Source organism: Streptococcus sp. AS14, assembly GCF_000286495.1.
Taxonomy (GTDB): domain Bacteria; phylum Bacillota; class Bacilli; order Lactobacillales; family Streptococcaceae; genus Streptococcus; species Streptococcus sanguinis_P.
Genome location: NZ_ALKI01000003.1, coordinates 33,371 through 50,340, shown reverse-complemented (window position 1 = coordinate 50,340; position 16,970 = coordinate 33,371). Strand labels below are relative to the sequence as shown.

Genomic DNA, 16,970 nt, shown 5'->3' with positions numbered 1-16,970 from the left:
TCATGGCCAAAGAAAGCAAGATTATCACTAATCTCAAATCCGTTCGCGAATCCAAGGGCATGACTCAGCAGGAGCTAGCTGACCGCATCGGTATGCGGCGCGAGACAATTCTGCACTTGGAAAATAACCGCTACAACCCTTCGCTGGAAATGGCTCTCAAAATTGCTCAAGTCTTCAATCTAAAAGTAGAAGATCTCTTTGAACTCAGACAGAAAGAGGAGGAATAATTCTTTTCGAGACCTGCTATTAAGTGTGTTGATTAATTAGGAATTGAAGCCAAAATAAAAAAACCTTTGAAATCAACATTTCAAAGGTTTTAAATATCATTTATGATTTCTATGCATTAGTATTCCAATAGCCAAAAGGATAGTAATCAAAGCACTTATTGATAAAATTTTAATATTATTAGTAAAAATATCTACAATCTGAAGAACAGAAACCGAACTAACAATGAAAAGCATAATTTCCATAATTCTATTCTTTTGTAACTCATTAAATTGGTTTCGCTTTTTTAATAAATTGAATTCTTCTTGCTTAATTTTTTCTATATATTCATCATGCTTAAAGTAAGAGTTCTTTTGTAAATGAGTAAACAAGTCAAAAACAGCTCGATGATTGATTCGATAGATAAAAAGAGAAGATCTTTTATAGTTGTGAATCCACTCATTAAATTTAATTAGCTGTTTATCATTTGAAAGTTGAAATTTTTCGAGTCCGTCCATAATAGTTTCATCTAGACAAACTAACTGAAAGAACGGAGTAGCTGAAGATAAAAAGAAGCTAGCTTGTTTTAGAAAATTAGATTCAAAATTATTAGGATTGTCGTTATTCCATATGATATAATTTGCACCTTTGTTTATATAATTAATATAATCTAAATCAAAGTAGTTTGTTAAATAATGTTTTGACCGTTCTTTAGAAAATGGATCTGCTGGAACATTTGGAGCTGCATTAACCATGTGAGTGTATAATTTATCTTTTTTAAAGAAATCTAATTTATTCATTTCGTTCATATTAGTGATAAAATGTAAGAAAAAGTAACGTTCACTTAATTGTATTCCTCCATTTATAGATGACAGCTCCTGTTTAATGTAATTTAAAATGTCAAAAAGTTGTTGACTTGAATTATAAGAATATATTCGACTTTTTTGTTTGAAATCAGGAAACATTTTGGCTTTCATTTTTGTATAGGAACTGAAAAAGTCTATAGCATAGAATGAAGATCTTAAGTCCTCAAATAATTCTATTATTATTGATCCGTTTTGAAAAATAGTGAGCGTAACAAAGAAAAAATGTAATTCATCTTCTAAACTTAATTCTATCAGAGGTGCAAAAACAAATTTAACAAATTGGTTAGATTTAGCACCGGATAGATAATTTTGTTTTGCATTTTCTAGTTTTGTAAAATATAAATCTAAATAGTAATTTGTTTTCTCGTCTACCTCGCTTTTTAAATGTCGTAACTCTTTGGGGATTTTCCATGATTTATGTTTTTTTTGAAAAAGTTTTTTATTGTCGGTTGCTATTAATGTCATAATTGTAGCAGGATGATTTTCAAATTTCTTAATTATTATTTCTGTTAAATTATTATTGTCTATTTTGTATAAGTCAGTACTCAACATATAAAAACAAGTGATTTTGACTTCTTCAATTTGTTTGGAAACTTCGGAAATTTTTTTAGTGAAATTGATTCTGTTTGTCTTTTTCATATTATCTACCTTTAAAGATTTTCTTATGATAATTATATCAAAATTTTATGTATTCAAATTTTAATCAGTTATAATTCAGTTATTTTGCTAAAATCAAAAGAAAAAATCCTTTGAAATGTTGATTTCAAAGGATTTTCTTTATCTCAATTATTTAACCTCTGTAAACACAACGTGCTTGCGAAGTTTTGGTGAGTATTTCTTCAATTGAAGACGGTCTGGTGTGTTGCGTTTGTTTTTAGAAGTAAGGTACAAGCGTTCACCAGATTCTTTGTGTTCAAGTGTGATATTTACGCGCATGGTAGCTCCCTTCTATTATTCTGCTGCAGCAGCTTTGGCAATCTTACGGCCCTTGTAGTATCCTTTAAGGGATACACGGTGAGAGCGTGAGTAATCACCAGTAGTTTCGTCAAAAGATACAGTTGGAGCTGTCACTTTGTAGTGAGTGCGGCGTTTGTTTTTTTTCGCTTTTGAAGTGCGACGTGCAGGTACTGCCATTGTTTGTTTCTCCTTTTAGATTATGAATTCGATTCAATTTGATGATTTTCATCAACTTTAACAGTATAACAAAACTTTTTTGTAAAGTAAAGTTACTTGACAGATTTTTTTAAATCTTTTCTGCTTAGGTTTTTAAAAGAAACCGGTTTTTCCGTATGCTATAATAGGAACAAAGGAGGCGGACTATGAAAGCAGCATTAAAATTACTTAGTCTATTCTGGCTGGGAATCATGTGTATTATTTTAGTCTTTTGGGGGGTGAAAAGTTTTCGTGATTATCAAACTATGAAAGAAGTGGAAAAGCATCTGACTATGGATTTCCAAAGAATGGGATACAAGGGGAAAGTGACAGTCAAAAACTACGATAGACCGGCAGGTTATGGTGAGACCATGGACTTTAGCTATAAAGAAAAGATTGATGGAAGACTTTTGACCTTCTCAGATAGCGTGGATTATGATCCGACAACCAAGCAATACGAAGCTTCAAGATTAAGTCCCGTGCCTGAGGAAACTGAAACTGGCTTAGATGATAGCATTCAGCTAGAAGCCATGTGGCAGCAGACTTATGTTCAGAAGCAGTTTAAGAAAATGAAGTCGGTCTTCAAAAAGCTAGAAGATGAGGATCTGACTTTAAAAGAAATTTCAGGTGAAACAATGGAAGTGCTTCATCAGGATGATAATCAAATAACCTCAGAAATGCTGGATGCTGGGCAAGCAGAGCTAGTTCAGGATTTCCAAAAGAACAGGCAGAAAGGCCTGCCTCTCAATGGTTATTATAATGTTGATGTCGAGTCTTATCTGCAAAAACATACTCTGCAGCTTCGAGTGAACTATGAGCTATTAGTTGATGATTTGTATGATGATGAGAAAGCTAGAGATAAGTACTCCGGAGTATTTTTTCAAAAGCTTAAAAAGTTAGACTACAGTCAATTTTGGGATGGTTATTACCTAGTAGGCTATGATTTGAGAGAGCGTTCTGGTAGCGGTATAGGCGGGAATTCTGAGGTGATTGTGTTGGATATCCGTGGGGGTAAATTGGTTCGCACTTTTTAGAATTTTATTATTTTTAAGGAAAATTCATTTTTTGAAAAATTCTGAAAATTTAAAAATTTTCCTCTGTAAAATACAGCCTAAGTGTGGTATAATAAAGCACAAAGATTACTGCAATGAAAGGGAAAGCTATGACAGATAAGGATATTCGTCACAGAAGTAAGATTTATGACAGTATGGTAAAATCTCCTAACCGTGCCATGCTTCGTGCGACAGGGATGACTGATAAAGATTTTGAAACGCCTATTGTTGGGGTGATTTCCACTTGGGCGGAAAATACACCCTGTAACATCCATTTGCATGACTTGGGCAAGCTAGCCAAGGAAGGTATCAAAGCAGAGGGAGCTTGGCCTGTCCAGTATGGGACTATTACGGTTGCGGACGGGATTGCCATGGGAACGCCAGGCATGCGCTTCTCTCTGACCTCACGCGATATCATCGCAGACTCCATCGAGGCTGCCATGGGCGGGCACAATGTGGATGCCTTTGTAGCCATCGGGGGCTGTGATAAAAATATGCCAGGCTCCATGATTGCCATTGCTAACATGGATATTCCTGCTATCTTTGCCTACGGCGGAACGATTGCGCCGGGGAATCTGGACGGCAATGACATTGACTTGGTTTCTGTCTTTGAAGGAATTGGGAAATGGAACCATGGTGACTTGACTGCTGAGGAAGTACGACGCATTGAGTGTAATGCCTGCCCTGGCCCTGGTGGCTGTGGCGGTATGTATACAGCCAATACTATGGCGACGGCTATTGAAGTTCTGGGCATGAGCCTGCCAGGCTCTTCTTCTCACCCTGCTGAGTCTAAAGACAAGCAAGAGGATATCGAAGCAGCTGGTCGTGCTGTTGTGAAAATGCTGAAGATGGGGCTGAAGCCGTCTGATATTTTGACACGTGAAGCCTTTGAAGATGCAATCACAGTGACTATGGCTCTGGGTGGTTCTACAAATGCTACTCTGCACTTGCTGGCCATGGCGCACGCGGCCAATGTTGAGCTAACACTTGATGACTTTAATGTCATTCAAGAGAAGGTACCGCATTTGGCTGATTTGAAACCGTCAGGTCAGTATGTCTTCCAAGATCTTTACGAGGTTGGTGGAGTACCGGCTGTGATGAAATATCTCTTGGCAAATGGCTTCCTGCATGGTGATCGCATCACTTGTACAGGTAAGACGGTAGCAGAAAATCTGGCGGAATTTGCTGATCTGACACCAGGTCAAAAGGTCATTATGCCGCTTGAAAATCCAAAACGTGCAGACGGTCCGCTCATTATCTTGCATGGTAATCTGGCTCCAGACGGCGCTGTTGCTAAGGTTTCTGGTGTTAAAGTGCGCCGTCACGTTGGACCAGCCAAGGTCTTTGACTCAGAAGAAGCCGCTATTGATGCGGTACTGGCCGATGAAGTGGTCGATGGTGATGTGGTTGTAGTTCGCTACGTTGGACCAAAGGGTGGCCCTGGTATGCCAGAAATGCTGTCACTTTCTTCTATCATCGTAGGGAAAGGTCAAGGGGACAAGGTGGCCCTTCTAACTGACGGCCGCTTCTCAGGCGGTACTTATGGCTTGGTTGTTGGACACATTGCTCCAGAAGCTCAGGATGGCGGCCCGATTGCCTATCTTCGTACAGGCGATATGGTCACGGTTGACCAAGACACCAAGGAAATTTCCATGGCGGTCTCTGATGAAGAGCTGGCGAAACGTAAGGCAGAAACGACTATTCCACCGCTTTATAGTCGCGGGGTACTTGGTAAATATGCTCACATGGTTTCCTCTGCCGCTAAAGGTGCTGTTACTGACTTCTGGAAACCAGAAGAAACCGGCAAGAAATAGCCTATATATGAAAAAAAGAACCCGCTAGTTTTTCTAGCGGGTTTGGTGTTTTTGTTTTAAATGCTGATAAACGAATCATCTTCTTATCTAGGACTGATTCCCAGGGCAATGCGGCCGAAGCGGCTGATACGAGTGATTTTCCAAGCAGGAGACCAAGTAACCTCAACAGAGGCACTTTCAATCTCATCGATTTTTTTAAGAGAGTCCATGATGGCGATGGGCAGACTCTCAGCACAATCACAGGCTGTATCGGTAAAGGTCATGACAACCTTGCAGTGGCCATTCTCGTCTAAGTTAATTTCATAAATCAACCCTAAGTTATAGACGTCTAGCTCTACGTCCGGATCGTAAATGCGCTCGAGCTTCTCCACCAATTTATCCTGAATTGCAGCTGCTCGGTCATTGATTTTGATATCGTCTCTCATGGCTATCCCCTTCTATCTGAGTTGAATTGTTTTTATTTTCTCACAATTCAGACTTATTTTCAAGTTATTTTGGAACATGAAAACGTATTTAGTTCTTCCAAATGAAAAATCCCTTTCAGACTCCTCAAAATGGCGGACTTATGATAGAATATAAGTACTAAAGAAGGCGGAGGTCAGAAGATGAAATTACAAAAACCTAAAGGAACTCAGGACATTCTTCCTCAAGAATCAGCCAAGTGGCAGTATGTAGAAGACTTTGCCCGCAAGACATTTAGAAAATACAATTACGGCGAAATCCGCACACCGATTTTTGAGCACTATGAAGTCATTAGCCGCTCGGTCGGGGATACGACAGACATCGTAACTAAGGAAATGTATGACTTCTATGACAAGGGCGACCGCCATATCACGCTACGTCCAGAGGGGACAGCGCCCGTGGTACGTTCTTATGTAGAGAATAAGCTTTTTGCTCCTGAAGTTCAAAAGCCTGTCAAAGTCTACTATATGGGCTCTATGTTCCGCTATGAGCGGCCTCAGGCCGGCCGTTTGCGGGAGTTTCACCAGATTGGAGCAGAGTGTTTTGGCTCTAGTAATCCTGCTACAGATGTAGAAATGATTACTATGGCAGCTCAATTTTTCAACGATATTGGTATTACCAATGTCAGCTTGGAGCTCAACTCGCTGGGTAATCCTGAGAGCAGAGCTGCTTACCGTCAGGCCTTGATTGATTATCTGACTCCACTGAAGGCTAGCCTTTCAGCAGATAGCCAACGTCGCTTGGAGGAGAATCCGCTGCGCGTGCTGGATTCTAAAGAGCCCGAGGACAAGGCGGCTGTAGAAGGCGCTCCGTCTGTTCTGGACTATCTGGATGAGGAGAGCAGTATCTACTTTGCGGCTGTTCGCTCCATGCTAGAGACCTTACAGATTCCTTATGTCATCAATACCAACATGGTCCGTGGCTTGGATTATTATAATCATACGATTTTCGAATTTACAACAGAGGTGGCTGGCAGTCAACTGACCATTTGTGCTGGCGGCCGTTATGATGGTCTGGTTGCTTACTTTGGTGGCCCTGAAACCCCAGGTGTTGGCTTTGGTATGGGCTTAGAACGCCTACTTCTCGTTCTTGACAAGCAAGGAGTAGATCTGCCGATTGAAACCGCTCTGGATGTTTATGTAGCTGTTTTAGGAGCTGGTGCCAATAGCAGAGCTTTGGAGTTAGTGCAGGCTCTCCGCGCACAAGGATTTGCGGCAGAGAGGGATTATCTCGACCGCAAGCTCAAGGCTCAGTTTAAGTCGGCTGATATCTTTAAATCCAAAACTCTTATCACCTTGGGCGAAAGCGAAGTGGAAAATGGTCAGGTAACTGTTAAGAACAACCATAATCGTGAAGAGATTACTGTTAGCCTAGACCAAATCCAAGAAAACTATCAGCTTATTTTTGAAAAATTGGGGTTTTAAAGGTTTTAACCTAACAGTCAGAAACGCTATAGTATCAGATATTTGAACGGGTTTAGTTGACACAATGTCAATATATTTTCTAAAAAAATATCTTTAAAAACTTGAAACATAAAGTGATTATTGATATAATGTACTCGTTATATAAATTTGCTAAAGGAGAAACAACTATGGCACAAATTAAATTGACTCCAGAAGAACTTCGTCAATCTGCAAACAGATACACTGAAGGTTCTGAAAATGTAACTCAAGTTTTGACTACATTGACTAATGAACAAGCAATTATTGCTGATAACTGGGATGGTTCTGCATTTGATAGCTTTGAAGCACAATTCAACGAATTGTCTCCAAAAATCAAAGAATTTGCACAATTGCTCCAAGATATCAATGCTCAGTTGATTAAAGTTGCTGACATCGTTGAGCAAACTGACCAAGATATCGCTGCACAAATTCACTAATTTTGTTATAACGGCTTTAGGAAGGCAAGAGCCTTCCTATTTTTGTAAAGATTAAAAATGAAAAAATGGCAGTTTCTTTCATGTTTGATAAGAAAATCGCTGCAATGTAAAGGCAAGCTCTGACAATCTGAATCAATATCTGAATTAGACTGTTAGAGCTGTTTGTGTCTTTCTGTGTGCTTTTTTATGTAACAATAAACTAAAAAAATTTAAAAAGAAAAAGAAATTTACATCCATGGGAAATAAAAAATTACTTAAGTATATAGGAAACGTTGTTTTGGTTATTGCCTTGCTGGCTGCTGTAGTGACGCTGAATGTCGCAGTGCAAAAGAATACAAGCACTGCTAGGGACAGCAAGATTCGCACTGACCAAAAGACTAAACTAAATGTTGCGGTTGTCAATGAGGATCGGGCTGTCAAGGTTGACAAGAAAGAGTACAATCTTGGTGCTAGCTATGTCAAGAATCTGGAACGAGATGACTCTCAAAACTGGTATATCGTGACGCGTGGAGCTGCGGATACTGGTCTGGAAAATGGTAAATATCAACTGGTCGTGACGATTCCAAGTGACTTTTCAGAGAAGGTGCTAGATGTTAATGCTATCAGCGCAGATCGGACAATCGTTACTTATAAGGTCAATGCTGCGGGAAATCAGCAGATTGAAAATGAAGCTAATAATCTAGCTAAGGATATTATCGCGGATCTGAATAGCCAATTGGTTGATATGTATATGGCAAGCATCTTGAGCAATCTATATACAGCTCAGCAGAATGTGCAGGCTAGTTCAGAGGTCCAAATCACTAATATTGGCAATTACAGAACTAACTTGTTGGAGTCTGCTATTGGGTCTAAGAATATCTTCCCAACGTTGGTTAGTATGTCTGCCTCATCTGTCGAAGCCAATAACTCTCTGAAGACGACTCTGGAAACTTATGCTAAGGCTTTCGATGACTTGGATAATTCTCAGGCCACTTATGGAAAGAATTTTGATAGTCTTCTCAAACAGCGAGTTAGTGACCAAACTAGTTATGAAGAATTTATGACCCAGCTGATTGAGATGGATCGTCAGCTTTTGGCAAATGAAACTGAGACGCTTTATAATAGTTTGAGCGAATCGCAACAAAAATTGACTGCACAGCTTGAACTTGCCAAAAAACAATCTAGTGATGATTCAGACGATAATAATAATCAGCCAAATCAAAATCAATCTGATAATGTCAGCAAGCAACTAGAGCAGTTGGAAGCTGCCTTAAAAGCAGAACGTGGGCAATTAGATGTCCATAAACAACAGATTAAGGACTTTGTTGATAATAAATTAAGGACCTACTATGGTGTTGAAGAAGGCAAGCCTATTACTCTTAGCGCAGTGTTAGGAGATGCTATAACAAGCTACGATGCTTCTTTGAAGGCACAAATAGCTGAAGCAGTAAAAGCTTTGCCAGCTTCTCAACCAACAGAGGTGAAATTCGGATTGTCTGTTCCTGCTCTTGACTATTCAACCATTTCGCAATTTGGAACACCACAAGGAAATGGAAGTGCTGAGTTAGACAATCTGGCAGCAGCTGCAGAGAAAGCGGCTAGCTCTACAGCCAGCCCAGTTAATAGCCAGGTTGGAAAGGCTACTTTGTCAGTCACTCCACCAACAGGTGTAACAATTAAAACTATTACATACAATGGCGAAACAGTAGCAAATGGGCAAGAAATTAATTTAGCTGAGGGGGCTAATTTTAATGTGCAGTTCAGTGTAGCTAATGATGCTGCAGCCACTTCAGTTGACAGCTCAATTGATATTTCTCTGAATGGTATTAAGGTTGCAAGTGCGCCGGTGAATGTAGAGGATGCACAAAAAGCGGCAGCGGCATATGGAGCTAAAGTACAAGAGATTTCTTCTGCCTATCAACACGTTATGTCTTTAATCCAAGCTTATAATTCTTTTGATGAGTTAAAAAATAAAGATATGTCTGAATCTTTATCTACCCTTTTGATAAATGCTATTAATTCGAATCTAGATAGCTATCAAAATAGCTTGTCTAAAAGTAACGATGGTAAGAGTCAAGGGGTTAAAGAAACCTTGGATGAAACGATTAATAACTTGAAAAACAAGATAGAAGACGTCAAAGGGATCAATTCAGAACTCGCAACTGAGATTGATAAACAGCTCAATCTTTACAAAGATGTACGAGAGAAATTGAAAGGCATCTCAACTTCTCGGGAAACTTCTACTGATGCACTGAAAAAGACAGACACCGATTTGTCATCTCTGAATTCAGAATTCTCATCCTTGCTGTCTTCAACTTCTGGCGTTAAGTCTTCTTCACAGACCAATGTGCAAGCAGCTGATAGTGTCAACCAGATCTTCAGCAGCTTCAATCGTGAGCTGGAAAATGCACAAGGAACGACAGAGAAATTGTCTGCGAATGCTGAAAGCTTGATGGGACAATTCAATAAGGAATTGGAAGATAATGGCAACTTTGTGGAGTCCTTTGTCAAGGTTCTTAACAATGCCTATGAGAACGGTGTTCCTAATGAAGTATTGTTGGACTTCCTATCTAATCCAGTTGCTCAGTCTTCTTCATCTGTCAAAGCGACTGTCAATGTTTACCGTCCGTTTACTTGGATTCTCTTGTTGGAGATTGTCAGTCTCTTTACGGCCTATCTCTTTGCAACGCAAAATATTGTGCGCAAGGTTAAAGACCGCTTTAAGCTTAATAAACTACAAGATACAGATATTACGACTGTGGGCATTCTAGGCTTTCTGTCTCTGACGATTGGTCTGGTCATTGGGATTGTCTCCAGCATGCAGCTTCATATTGGAAAGGAATATGTACCATCTTGGGTCTTGTTGATTGTGGTTGCTAGCTTTGTCTTGATTCAGGGGCAGTATTTGTTCCTCAAGCATTTGCGCGTGATAGGTATGGGCTTAGCTTTCTTCATGATTATCAGCTTTGTCTACCTGTCTAGTGCCATTGGTACGACAGCTAGCTTGACTGGCTTCCCAGCCTTTATCAAGAGCTTGAATGCCTTGTCTGTGCTAGAAGGTATGCTGTCAGGTTACTTTGACGGCAAGACAGCTGGTTTCTTTGCCATCTTTGGTCTGATTGTCTTGCTGGCTCTGCTGGTTGCAGCTAATATCTTTATCAAGACTAGAACATTAAAAACTGAGGAAGTTTAAAAGAGTATGAAAAGAATTCTGTTTTTATTCCTACTCCTAAGTTCGTTTGCGGTGACGGCTGTTGCCGCAGATGAGCTTAAGGATAATCGTCTGCAGATAGATAATTCGCGGATTGAAAAAGAGCAAGAACTGAACTTTGGTGCACAATCGGAAGGCACCAAGTCTCTTTTCGTTGCTGAAAATCAGGAAAAAATTCAGGAGATGAAGAAGTATCAAAACAAACAGTTGGCCACAGAAGCGGGACAACTGTTTTCTGCTATACAGGGGCCGACGGATATTTACCATTCCAAGGAGCTTTTTCAGCCGGGAACGGAAAAATTGTCCAAGTTGCAGACGAGTTTGAAAAGTGATGATGAAAGCAGCTGGGATGATTTTCTGCCAGGAGTAGTCTACTTTGTAGCAGCCGTACTCTTGGTCAGTATGACTGTCTTTGTCAGCTATCGTATCAGTAAGGGAGAAGTATAACATGGAAGGACATATCAATATCACCCTCCGTTTGCGGGATAAGGACGTGGATATTCGTATTCCTAAGCGGATTGAGGTTCGTCGTTTCATTCGGGAGATTGATCAGATTTTCAATATCGAAGGAAAGCGTCATAAGTATCAGCTGCGGATTATTAACAAGGGGTTGATACTGGATGAGGGCAAGGTTTTGGCTGATTATCCAGTCACAACAGGAGATTTAGTAGAGATTGAGGAGATTTAAGGTGACTGAGGAAAAATTTGTATTTGCTGAACAAGAGTTTATCTATGAAAAAAATGATAAGAATTGGAGCCTAACGCTGAAGCGCTCGGATGTGGCAACGCAGGATTTGCGGGAGCTCTTGCTTTTGGACCTGCATCATCCGCTTTTCTTGGAGCAGGAGACTAAGGCTGATCACGATAGTGTCTACTTCATCTATCAGATTGAGCCTTTAGGGCTTTCTAAAGAAGATATTGAAAAGCGCACGATTTCTGAGCGGATTCGTCTGGCTCTCAATGTGTTTGCTTTGGAAGCGGCATTGGAATTGCCGGTTACTTTTTTGCTGCATCCTAGCAATCTATTTATTACCAAGGATGCTCAGGCGAAGATTGCCTACCGCGGAGTTCCGGGCATCATGACACCTCAGGCTATTTCTCGGGAGGACTTTTTGCGTCAGGCTAAGTGCTTTGCGGTGACGCTCTTTGCAGATCTGGACTTTATGGAGCTTTACAAGGGCTCGCTAGAGCTAGAAACTCTGCCAGATTTCTTAGTGGAACTGCGTGAGGCTGAGACTCTGGAAGATGCGGTTGCTGTTTTGGAGAAATCCTATCAGGAAAAGGCTGCAGAAGAAGCAGAGAAGCAGACACTGGTCTCCAAGCGCCAGCATAAGATTTTCAAACTGGCAACCATCTGGCTGACAGCAGCTGTTGTGATTTTGACCATTCCTTTGATTTATCTGATTTTCATACAGAATCCTTTCAAGGAAAAGCTGTTACAGGCGGATACTGCCTTTATCAAAGTGGACTATAGCAAGGTCATCGATGAGCTGGAGGGAATCTCTCCTAAGAGTCTGCCGAATACACAGAAATATGAACTCGCCTATTCTTATATCCAGGGGCTGGAATTTTCCGATGATCAGCGCAAGGTCATCCTGAACAATGTCACACTAAAATCAGATGATTTGTATCTCAATTACTGGATTCAAGTTGGACGTAATGATTTTGAAGATGCTTTGGACACAGCCAAACGGATTAATGACTCAGATCTGATTATCTATGCCTTGACGCAGGAGATGAAAAAGGTACGTGAGGACGATAGTTTGTCTGGTAAGGATCGGGAGACTAAGCTTGAGTCCTTGGAAGGCGAGTATAAGAAATACTGGGATAGCCGCAAGGAGCTTCTAACTGGTGATTCTAGCTCAAGCGCTTCTGGCGAGGAAGGTTCTTCAGGAGCAAGCTCTTCCTCCAGCAGTGAAGCGTCGTCTAGCAGTAGCGCGAAGGAGTAAGTATGAGCAAGACAATCATCATCTATACAGACCATCTGCGCTATGAGCTACAGCTGACAGAGGACAAGAAAGTTCTCTTGGCAGCGAGCGAGAAGGCTCAGCTTTACCTGCCCCATCAGGAGACTCCTATCCAGCTTCAGCTAGCTAAAGGGCAAGTCTTTTATCAGATGGGGGAAGAAACGGGTGTCGTAACTGATGGTCTGACCTTGGGTAATCTCACCTTGTATCAATCTGATTCAGAACCGGCTGTTTATGACCTGCTGGACAGAAAAGAGTTACTCATTAGCGACCAGAAGGGGGCAGCTATCAGTCTGGAAGCGCCTTTGGAGTTGCTCTTGAAGCGAACAAATGATTCTTGGCTTTTGACCAAGATGCGAGGTCAAGTCTACCTCAATCACGTTGAGTGGACGGGAGATCAAATCCAGCTGGAAGCCGGTGACGAGCTAAGCTTGGAAGGCATCTGCCTCAAGGTCTATCCAGAAGAAATCTGGGTGACGGGTCCAGCTACGGTCAGTTCTAACCTGACCTTGCGGGGCGCTTCTCGCCATGGTTTTTACCCAGACTATCCAGACTATCACCGTTCACCGCGGATTATCTATCGGAGTTCAGAGGACAAGATTCAGATTGCTCCGCCAAGCAAGGAGCCTCAAAAGCCCAATGATGAGCTCTTGAGACTGATTGTGCCGCCACTTCTCATGGTTGGGGTGACGGTGTTGATTACACTGGTTCAGCCGCGGGGAATTTATATCCTCGTTACAGTTACTATGTCAATCGCCAGTGCTATCTTTTCGGTTCGAGGTTTCTTCAAAAACCGCAAGAAGTTCAAGGAAGACAAGAAAGAGCGCATCGATCTTTATCACCTCTATTTAAAAGACAAGGCTATTGAGCTGAATAAGCTGGAACGTGAGCAGCGTGATGGCATGCTCTACCATTTCCCAAACATTAACGAATTAACGGGTCTGGTGACAGACTACAGCCACCGCATCTACGAGAAGACACCGCTGCACTTTGACTTTCTTTACTATCGCTTGGGACTTGGCCAGGTGCCGACCTCCTATAAGCTGACCTACGGTCAAGAGGAGCGGAGCGGAAAGAAAGATGCGCTGGAAGAGGAGGGCTATGCTCTCTATACTCGGCATAAGAAAATTCCCGACCTTCCTATCGTGGCTAATCTTAGTCATGGACCGGTCGGCTATATCGGTCCGCGCAATCTGGTTCTGGAACAGCTCCAGCTCTTGGTCATGCAGCTGGCGGTCTTTCACTCCTACCACGATGTGCAGGTGATTACCATCATGCCAGAGGAGGAGCGCGACCAATGGGATTGGCTGCGCTGGCTGCCGCATGCGACTCTACAAGAGCTGAACGTCCGTGGCTTTGTCTATAACCAGCGGACGCACGATCAGGTCCTAAACAGTCTCAACCAAATCCTGAAACTGCGCAAGGCGCAGAAGGAAGAAGCGACCCGGCAGGAGACGACACTCTATAGTCCTCACTATGTGGTATTGGTCACAGATGAAAAGCTGATTCTCGACCATATCATCATGGAGTTCTTTACTGAGGATCCGACGGACCTGGGCTGCTCACTCATCTTCGTGCAGGATGTGATGAGCTCGCTGTCTGAGAATATCAAGACGGTTGTCAATATCAAGGACCGTAACACTGGTCAGCTAGTCATGGAAGAAGGAATCCTCAGAGAGATTGACTTCCGCTTGGATCATTTCCCAGAAGGCTATGACAAGGAGCGAATCGCTCGGACCTTGGCGCCGCTCAATCACCTGCAGAATCTCAAAAGCTCAATCCCTGATACCGTGACCTTTATGGAGATGTATGGGGCGGAGACCTTCTCGGACCTGCAAGTCTTGCAAAAGTGGCAACAGAATGCGCCTTATAAGAGCTTGGCGGTGCCTATCGGCCTGCGGGGCAAGGAAGACCTGGTCTATCTCAACCTGCATGAAAAAGCTCACGGACCGCACGGGCTCATTGCCGGGACAACCGGATCTGGGAAGTCAGAGACTATCCAGTCCTATATCCTGAGTCTGGCTGTCAACTTCCACCCGCACGATGTAGCCTTTCTGCTCATCGACTACAAGGGTGGGGGAATGGCCAACCTCTTCAAGAACCTGCCCCATCTCTTGGGAACCATTACCAACTTGGACGGGGCCCAATCCATGCGGGCGCTGGCTTCCATCAATGCGGAGATTCACCGTCGGGAGCGGCTCTTCAGAGAGTTTGAAGTCAATCATATCAACCAATATCAAAAGAAATTTAAAAACGGGGAAGCAACTGAACCCCTGCCCCATCTCTTCCTCATCTCGGATGAGTTCGCAGAGCTCAAGGTCAACCAGCCTGACTTTATCAAGGAGCTGGTATCCATCGCTCGGGTCGGACGTTCCCTCGGTGTCCACTTGATCCTGGCTACTCAGAAGCCCTCTGGGGTGGTGGATGACCAGATCTGGTCCAACTCCCGCTTTAAGCTGGCGCTCAAGGTGGCAGACCGGACGGACTCAATGGAAATGCTTAAGACACCAGATGCGGCAGAGATCACCCAGACTGGTCGGGCCTATCTGCAGGTCGGCAATAATGAAGTCTATGAACTCTTCCAGTCAGCCTGGTCAGGTGCAGACTATCAGCCAGATAAGGACGAGATGGGAATTGAAGACCATACCATCTACCTGATCAACGACCTAGGCCAATACGAAGTGCTCAATCAAGATCTGTCAGGTCTTGACTTAGCCGAGGATATCAAGGAAGTACCGACGGAGCTGGAGGCCATTGTCAGTCAGATCCAACTGCTGACAGAGAGCCAGCAAATCCCACCAGTACCACAGCCATGGCTGCCACCGCTTAAAGAGCGGATGACCCTACAGGAACTGGAACCGATCCAGCCGCAGGAAGCCTGGGAGCAGAAGAAGCCTGTCTCCGTCCTTCTGGGAATGGCGGATATTCCGCAGGCACAGAAGCAAGAGCCTGTCTCTGTCAACCTGTCCAAGGATGGGCATATCCTGCTCTACGGAAGTCCTGGTACGGGGAAGACAACCTTCCTGCAGAGTGCGGCCATGGACTTGGCTCGCAAGTTCAGTCCCAAAGATGTCACCCTCTACCTGATGGACTTCGGGACCAATGGTTTGGCACCACTTGGCCAATTACCACAGGTAGCCGATACCCTGCTTTTGGATCAGACGGAGAAGATTGCCAAGTTTGTCCGTATCATGGAGCGGGAGCTCAACCGGCGTAAGAAGCTTTTGTCCGACTACGGTGTTGGTACACTAGAGCTCTACCGTCAGGCTAGCGGTCAGGAAGAACCGGCTATCGTCATCCTGCTGGACAGCTATGAGTCCATGAGGGAAGAAGCTTATGAAGCGGAGCTCTTCAAGCTTTTGGTGCGGATCTCCCGTGAAGGTCTCAGTATCGGCGTTCACCTTTTGGTAACAGCGGGCCGTCAGTCCAACCTTCGGGCGCAGTTCTACGCCAACTTCAAGCACCAGCTGAGTCTGCCGCAGAATGATGTGGGAGAAGTTCGCTCAATTGTGGGCTCTACCCCGCTTGCGTCAACCATGGAAGACATCAAGGGTCGGGCGCTTATGAAGCGTGACGAAGTCGATGTTATCCAACTGGCTCTTCCAGTAGCGGGTGCTAATGATGCGCAAGTCCTCAACAACCTGCGTCAAGAAGTCGCTTCTCTCCAAGAAGCTTGGACCGGACAGCGACCAAGTGCCATTCCAATGGTACCAGAGGAGTTGACGGAGGCGGACTTCTATAGCCGGGCTAGTGTCCAAGCCGCTTATGAACAGGGCTTAGTACCGCTAGGACTGGATATGGAGACAGTTGAACCAATTACTTGGAATCTATCTAAGGGTAATCTTCTCTACTTGACAGACAAGGAAGAGCAGATGAGTGCTTTGACTGAGCAGATTGCACGAGGTAAGCAGAAGGTGATTGTGCTGGCGCCGAAGTATCATAATCTGCCTGAAATGGAAGGGATCTTACTAGCTAGTGGAGAGGAAGTCTCAGACCTAATCTATGATGTTAAAAATCGCATTCAAACTAGAATAGAAGAACGCAGGGTTCAGCATGAAGCTACTCTGGTTGTTTATAATATGGTTGAGCTAGTCAATGAGTTATCTAATAGCGCTTTGGACAGTTTAGCTTTTGTGTTAGATAAAGGGTTACGTGGTGGTTATGCCTCAATTGTTATGACCGGACCAACTCTCAATCGACAAATTGACATTGCTTCTAAGGTGGCTAAAGGATTTAAACAAGGATTGTTTGCAATAAGAATCAGTGATCAATCGTTGTTAAATATTACAAATAAGCCATTAAGAGAAGGGCAATTAGAAAGGCAAATCCACTACTATGTAGTAGATGGACTTGGAAGTAGAGTTAAAGTAGTTATTCGTTAAAA

Annotated in this window: 14 protein-coding genes; 10 read left to right on the top strand and 4 right to left on the bottom strand. The window is 43.0% G+C overall.

From position 1 onward, the window contains the following. The first annotated feature begins 2 nt into the window (after positions 1 to 2). Positions 3 to 227: a helix-turn-helix transcriptional regulator gene (locus HMPREF1150_RS09525; protein WP_009659184.1), complete on the top strand. Its 225-nt coding sequence runs from the start codon at positions 3 to 5 to the stop codon at positions 225 to 227. Positions 228 to 323: 96 nt separating this feature from the next. Here the strand turns inward: HMPREF1150_RS09525 and HMPREF1150_RS09530 are convergent, their stop codons facing one another. The 3 genes from HMPREF1150_RS09530 to rpmF form a co-directional block, all read right to left on the bottom strand. Next, complete coding sequence (locus HMPREF1150_RS09530) at positions 324 to 1,709, bottom strand: hypothetical protein (protein ID WP_002908272.1); 1,386 nt, start codon at positions 1,707 to 1,709, stop codon at positions 324 to 326. Positions 1,710 to 1,856: 147 nt separating this feature from the next. After that, entirely contained in the window at positions 1,857 to 2,006 is a 150-nt protein-coding gene (gene rpmG / locus HMPREF1150_RS11470) for a 50S ribosomal protein L33 (protein WP_001265622.1), read from the bottom strand. Between the two features lie 15 nt (positions 2,007 to 2,021). Then, positions 2,022 to 2,204: a 50S ribosomal protein L32 gene (gene rpmF / locus HMPREF1150_RS09535; protein ID WP_002908270.1), complete on the bottom strand. Its 183-nt coding sequence runs from the start codon at positions 2,202 to 2,204 to the stop codon at positions 2,022 to 2,024. Positions 2,205 to 2,389: 185 nt separating this feature from the next. Here rpmF and HMPREF1150_RS09540 point away from each other — a divergent pair, with 185 nt between their 5' ends. Next, the gene (locus HMPREF1150_RS09540) at positions 2,390 to 3,256 is read left to right on the top strand and encodes a hypothetical protein (protein ID WP_002908268.1); all 867 of its coding nucleotides are present in this window, start codon (positions 2,390 to 2,392) and stop codon (positions 3,254 to 3,256) included. 128 nt (positions 3,257 to 3,384) lie between these two features. After that, positions 3,385 to 5,088, top strand: coding sequence for a dihydroxy-acid dehydratase (gene ilvD / locus HMPREF1150_RS09545; RefSeq protein ID WP_032905356.1), 1,704 nt, complete (start codon positions 3,385 to 3,387; stop codon positions 5,086 to 5,088). 83 nt (positions 5,089 to 5,171) lie between these two features. On the opposite strand, the gene HMPREF1150_RS09550 is transcribed toward ilvD, so the two are convergent. Continuing rightward, positions 5,172 to 5,513 carry a metal-sulfur cluster assembly factor gene (locus tag HMPREF1150_RS09550; RefSeq protein WP_002899327.1) on the bottom strand — a complete coding sequence of 114 codons (342 nt, stop codon included), beginning with the start codon at positions 5,511 to 5,513 and terminating at the stop codon, positions 5,172 to 5,174. Between the two features lie 180 nt (positions 5,514 to 5,693). Here HMPREF1150_RS09550 and hisS point away from each other — a divergent pair, with 180 nt between their 5' ends. The 7 genes from hisS (at position 5,694) to essC (ending at position 16,968) form a co-directional block, all read left to right on the top strand. Then, positions 5,694 to 6,974, top strand: coding sequence for a histidine--tRNA ligase (hisS, locus tag HMPREF1150_RS09555; RefSeq protein ID WP_002913930.1), 1,281 nt, complete (start codon positions 5,694 to 5,696; stop codon positions 6,972 to 6,974). A 167-nt stretch (positions 6,975 to 7,141) separates the two neighbouring features. Next, positions 7,142 to 7,429, top strand: coding sequence for a WXG100 family type VII secretion target (locus HMPREF1150_RS09560; RefSeq protein ID WP_009659211.1), 288 nt, complete (start codon positions 7,142 to 7,144; stop codon positions 7,427 to 7,429). A 235-nt stretch (positions 7,430 to 7,664) separates the two neighbouring features. Beyond that, complete coding sequence (esaA, locus tag HMPREF1150_RS09565; protein ID WP_032905355.1) at positions 7,665 to 10,601, top strand: type VII secretion protein EsaA; 2,937 nt, start codon at positions 7,665 to 7,667, stop codon at positions 10,599 to 10,601. Positions 10,602 to 10,607: 6 nt separating this feature from the next. Beyond that, a complete protein-coding gene (essA, locus tag HMPREF1150_RS09570; RefSeq protein ID WP_009659201.1) occupies positions 10,608 to 11,066 on the top strand; it encodes a type VII secretion protein EssA in 459 nt (152 codons plus the stop codon). Between the two features lies 1 nt (position 11,067). After that, a complete protein-coding gene (locus HMPREF1150_RS09575) occupies positions 11,068 to 11,307 on the top strand; it encodes an EsaB/YukD family protein (protein ID WP_002894139.1) in 240 nt (79 codons plus the stop codon). Position 11,308: 1 nt separating this feature from the next. Next, the gene (gene essB / locus HMPREF1150_RS09580) at positions 11,309 to 12,568 is read left to right on the top strand and encodes a type VII secretion protein EssB (protein WP_009659186.1); all 1,260 of its coding nucleotides are present in this window, start codon (positions 11,309 to 11,311) and stop codon (positions 12,566 to 12,568) included. 2 nt (positions 12,569 to 12,570) lie between these two features. Continuing rightward, positions 12,571 to 16,968 (top strand): type VII secretion protein EssC, encoded by a 4,398-nt coding sequence (gene essC, locus HMPREF1150_RS09585; RefSeq protein ID WP_009659200.1) that lies wholly within the window; start codon positions 12,571 to 12,573, stop codon positions 16,966 to 16,968. Positions 16,969 to 16,970: the final 2 nt, after the last annotated feature.

Excerpts from the sequence above, each read along its gene's own strand:
- HMPREF1150_RS09525 (WP_009659184.1), top strand. The coding sequence starts at position 3 with ATGGCCAAAGAAAGCAAGATTATCACTAATCTCAAATCCGTTCGCGAA.
- HMPREF1150_RS09530 (WP_002908272.1), bottom strand. The coding sequence starts at position 1,709 with ATGAAAAAGACAAACAGAATCAATTTCACTAAAAAAATTTCCGAAGTT.
- rpmG (WP_001265622.1), bottom strand. The coding sequence starts at position 2,006 with ATGCGCGTAAATATCACACTTGAACACAAAGAATCTGGTGAACGCTTG.
- rpmF (WP_002908270.1), bottom strand. The coding sequence starts at position 2,204 with ATGGCAGTACCTGCACGTCGCACTTCAAAAGCGAAAAAAAACAAACGC.
- HMPREF1150_RS09540 (WP_002908268.1), top strand. The coding sequence starts at position 2,390 with ATGAAAGCAGCATTAAAATTACTTAGTCTATTCTGGCTGGGAATCATG.
- ilvD (WP_032905356.1), top strand. The coding sequence starts at position 3,385 with ATGACAGATAAGGATATTCGTCACAGAAGTAAGATTTATGACAGTATG.
- HMPREF1150_RS09550 (WP_002899327.1), bottom strand. The coding sequence starts at position 5,513 with ATGAGAGACGATATCAAAATCAATGACCGAGCAGCTGCAATTCAGGAT.
- hisS (WP_002913930.1), top strand. The coding sequence starts at position 5,694 with ATGAAATTACAAAAACCTAAAGGAACTCAGGACATTCTTCCTCAAGAA.
- HMPREF1150_RS09560 (WP_009659211.1), top strand. The coding sequence starts at position 7,142 with ATGGCACAAATTAAATTGACTCCAGAAGAACTTCGTCAATCTGCAAAC.
- esaA (WP_032905355.1), top strand. The coding sequence starts at position 7,665 with ATGGGAAATAAAAAATTACTTAAGTATATAGGAAACGTTGTTTTGGTT.
- essA (WP_009659201.1), top strand. The coding sequence starts at position 10,608 with ATGAAAAGAATTCTGTTTTTATTCCTACTCCTAAGTTCGTTTGCGGTG.
- HMPREF1150_RS09575 (WP_002894139.1), top strand. The coding sequence starts at position 11,068 with ATGGAAGGACATATCAATATCACCCTCCGTTTGCGGGATAAGGACGTG.
- essC (WP_009659200.1), top strand. The coding sequence starts at position 12,571 with ATGAGCAAGACAATCATCATCTATACAGACCATCTGCGCTATGAGCTA.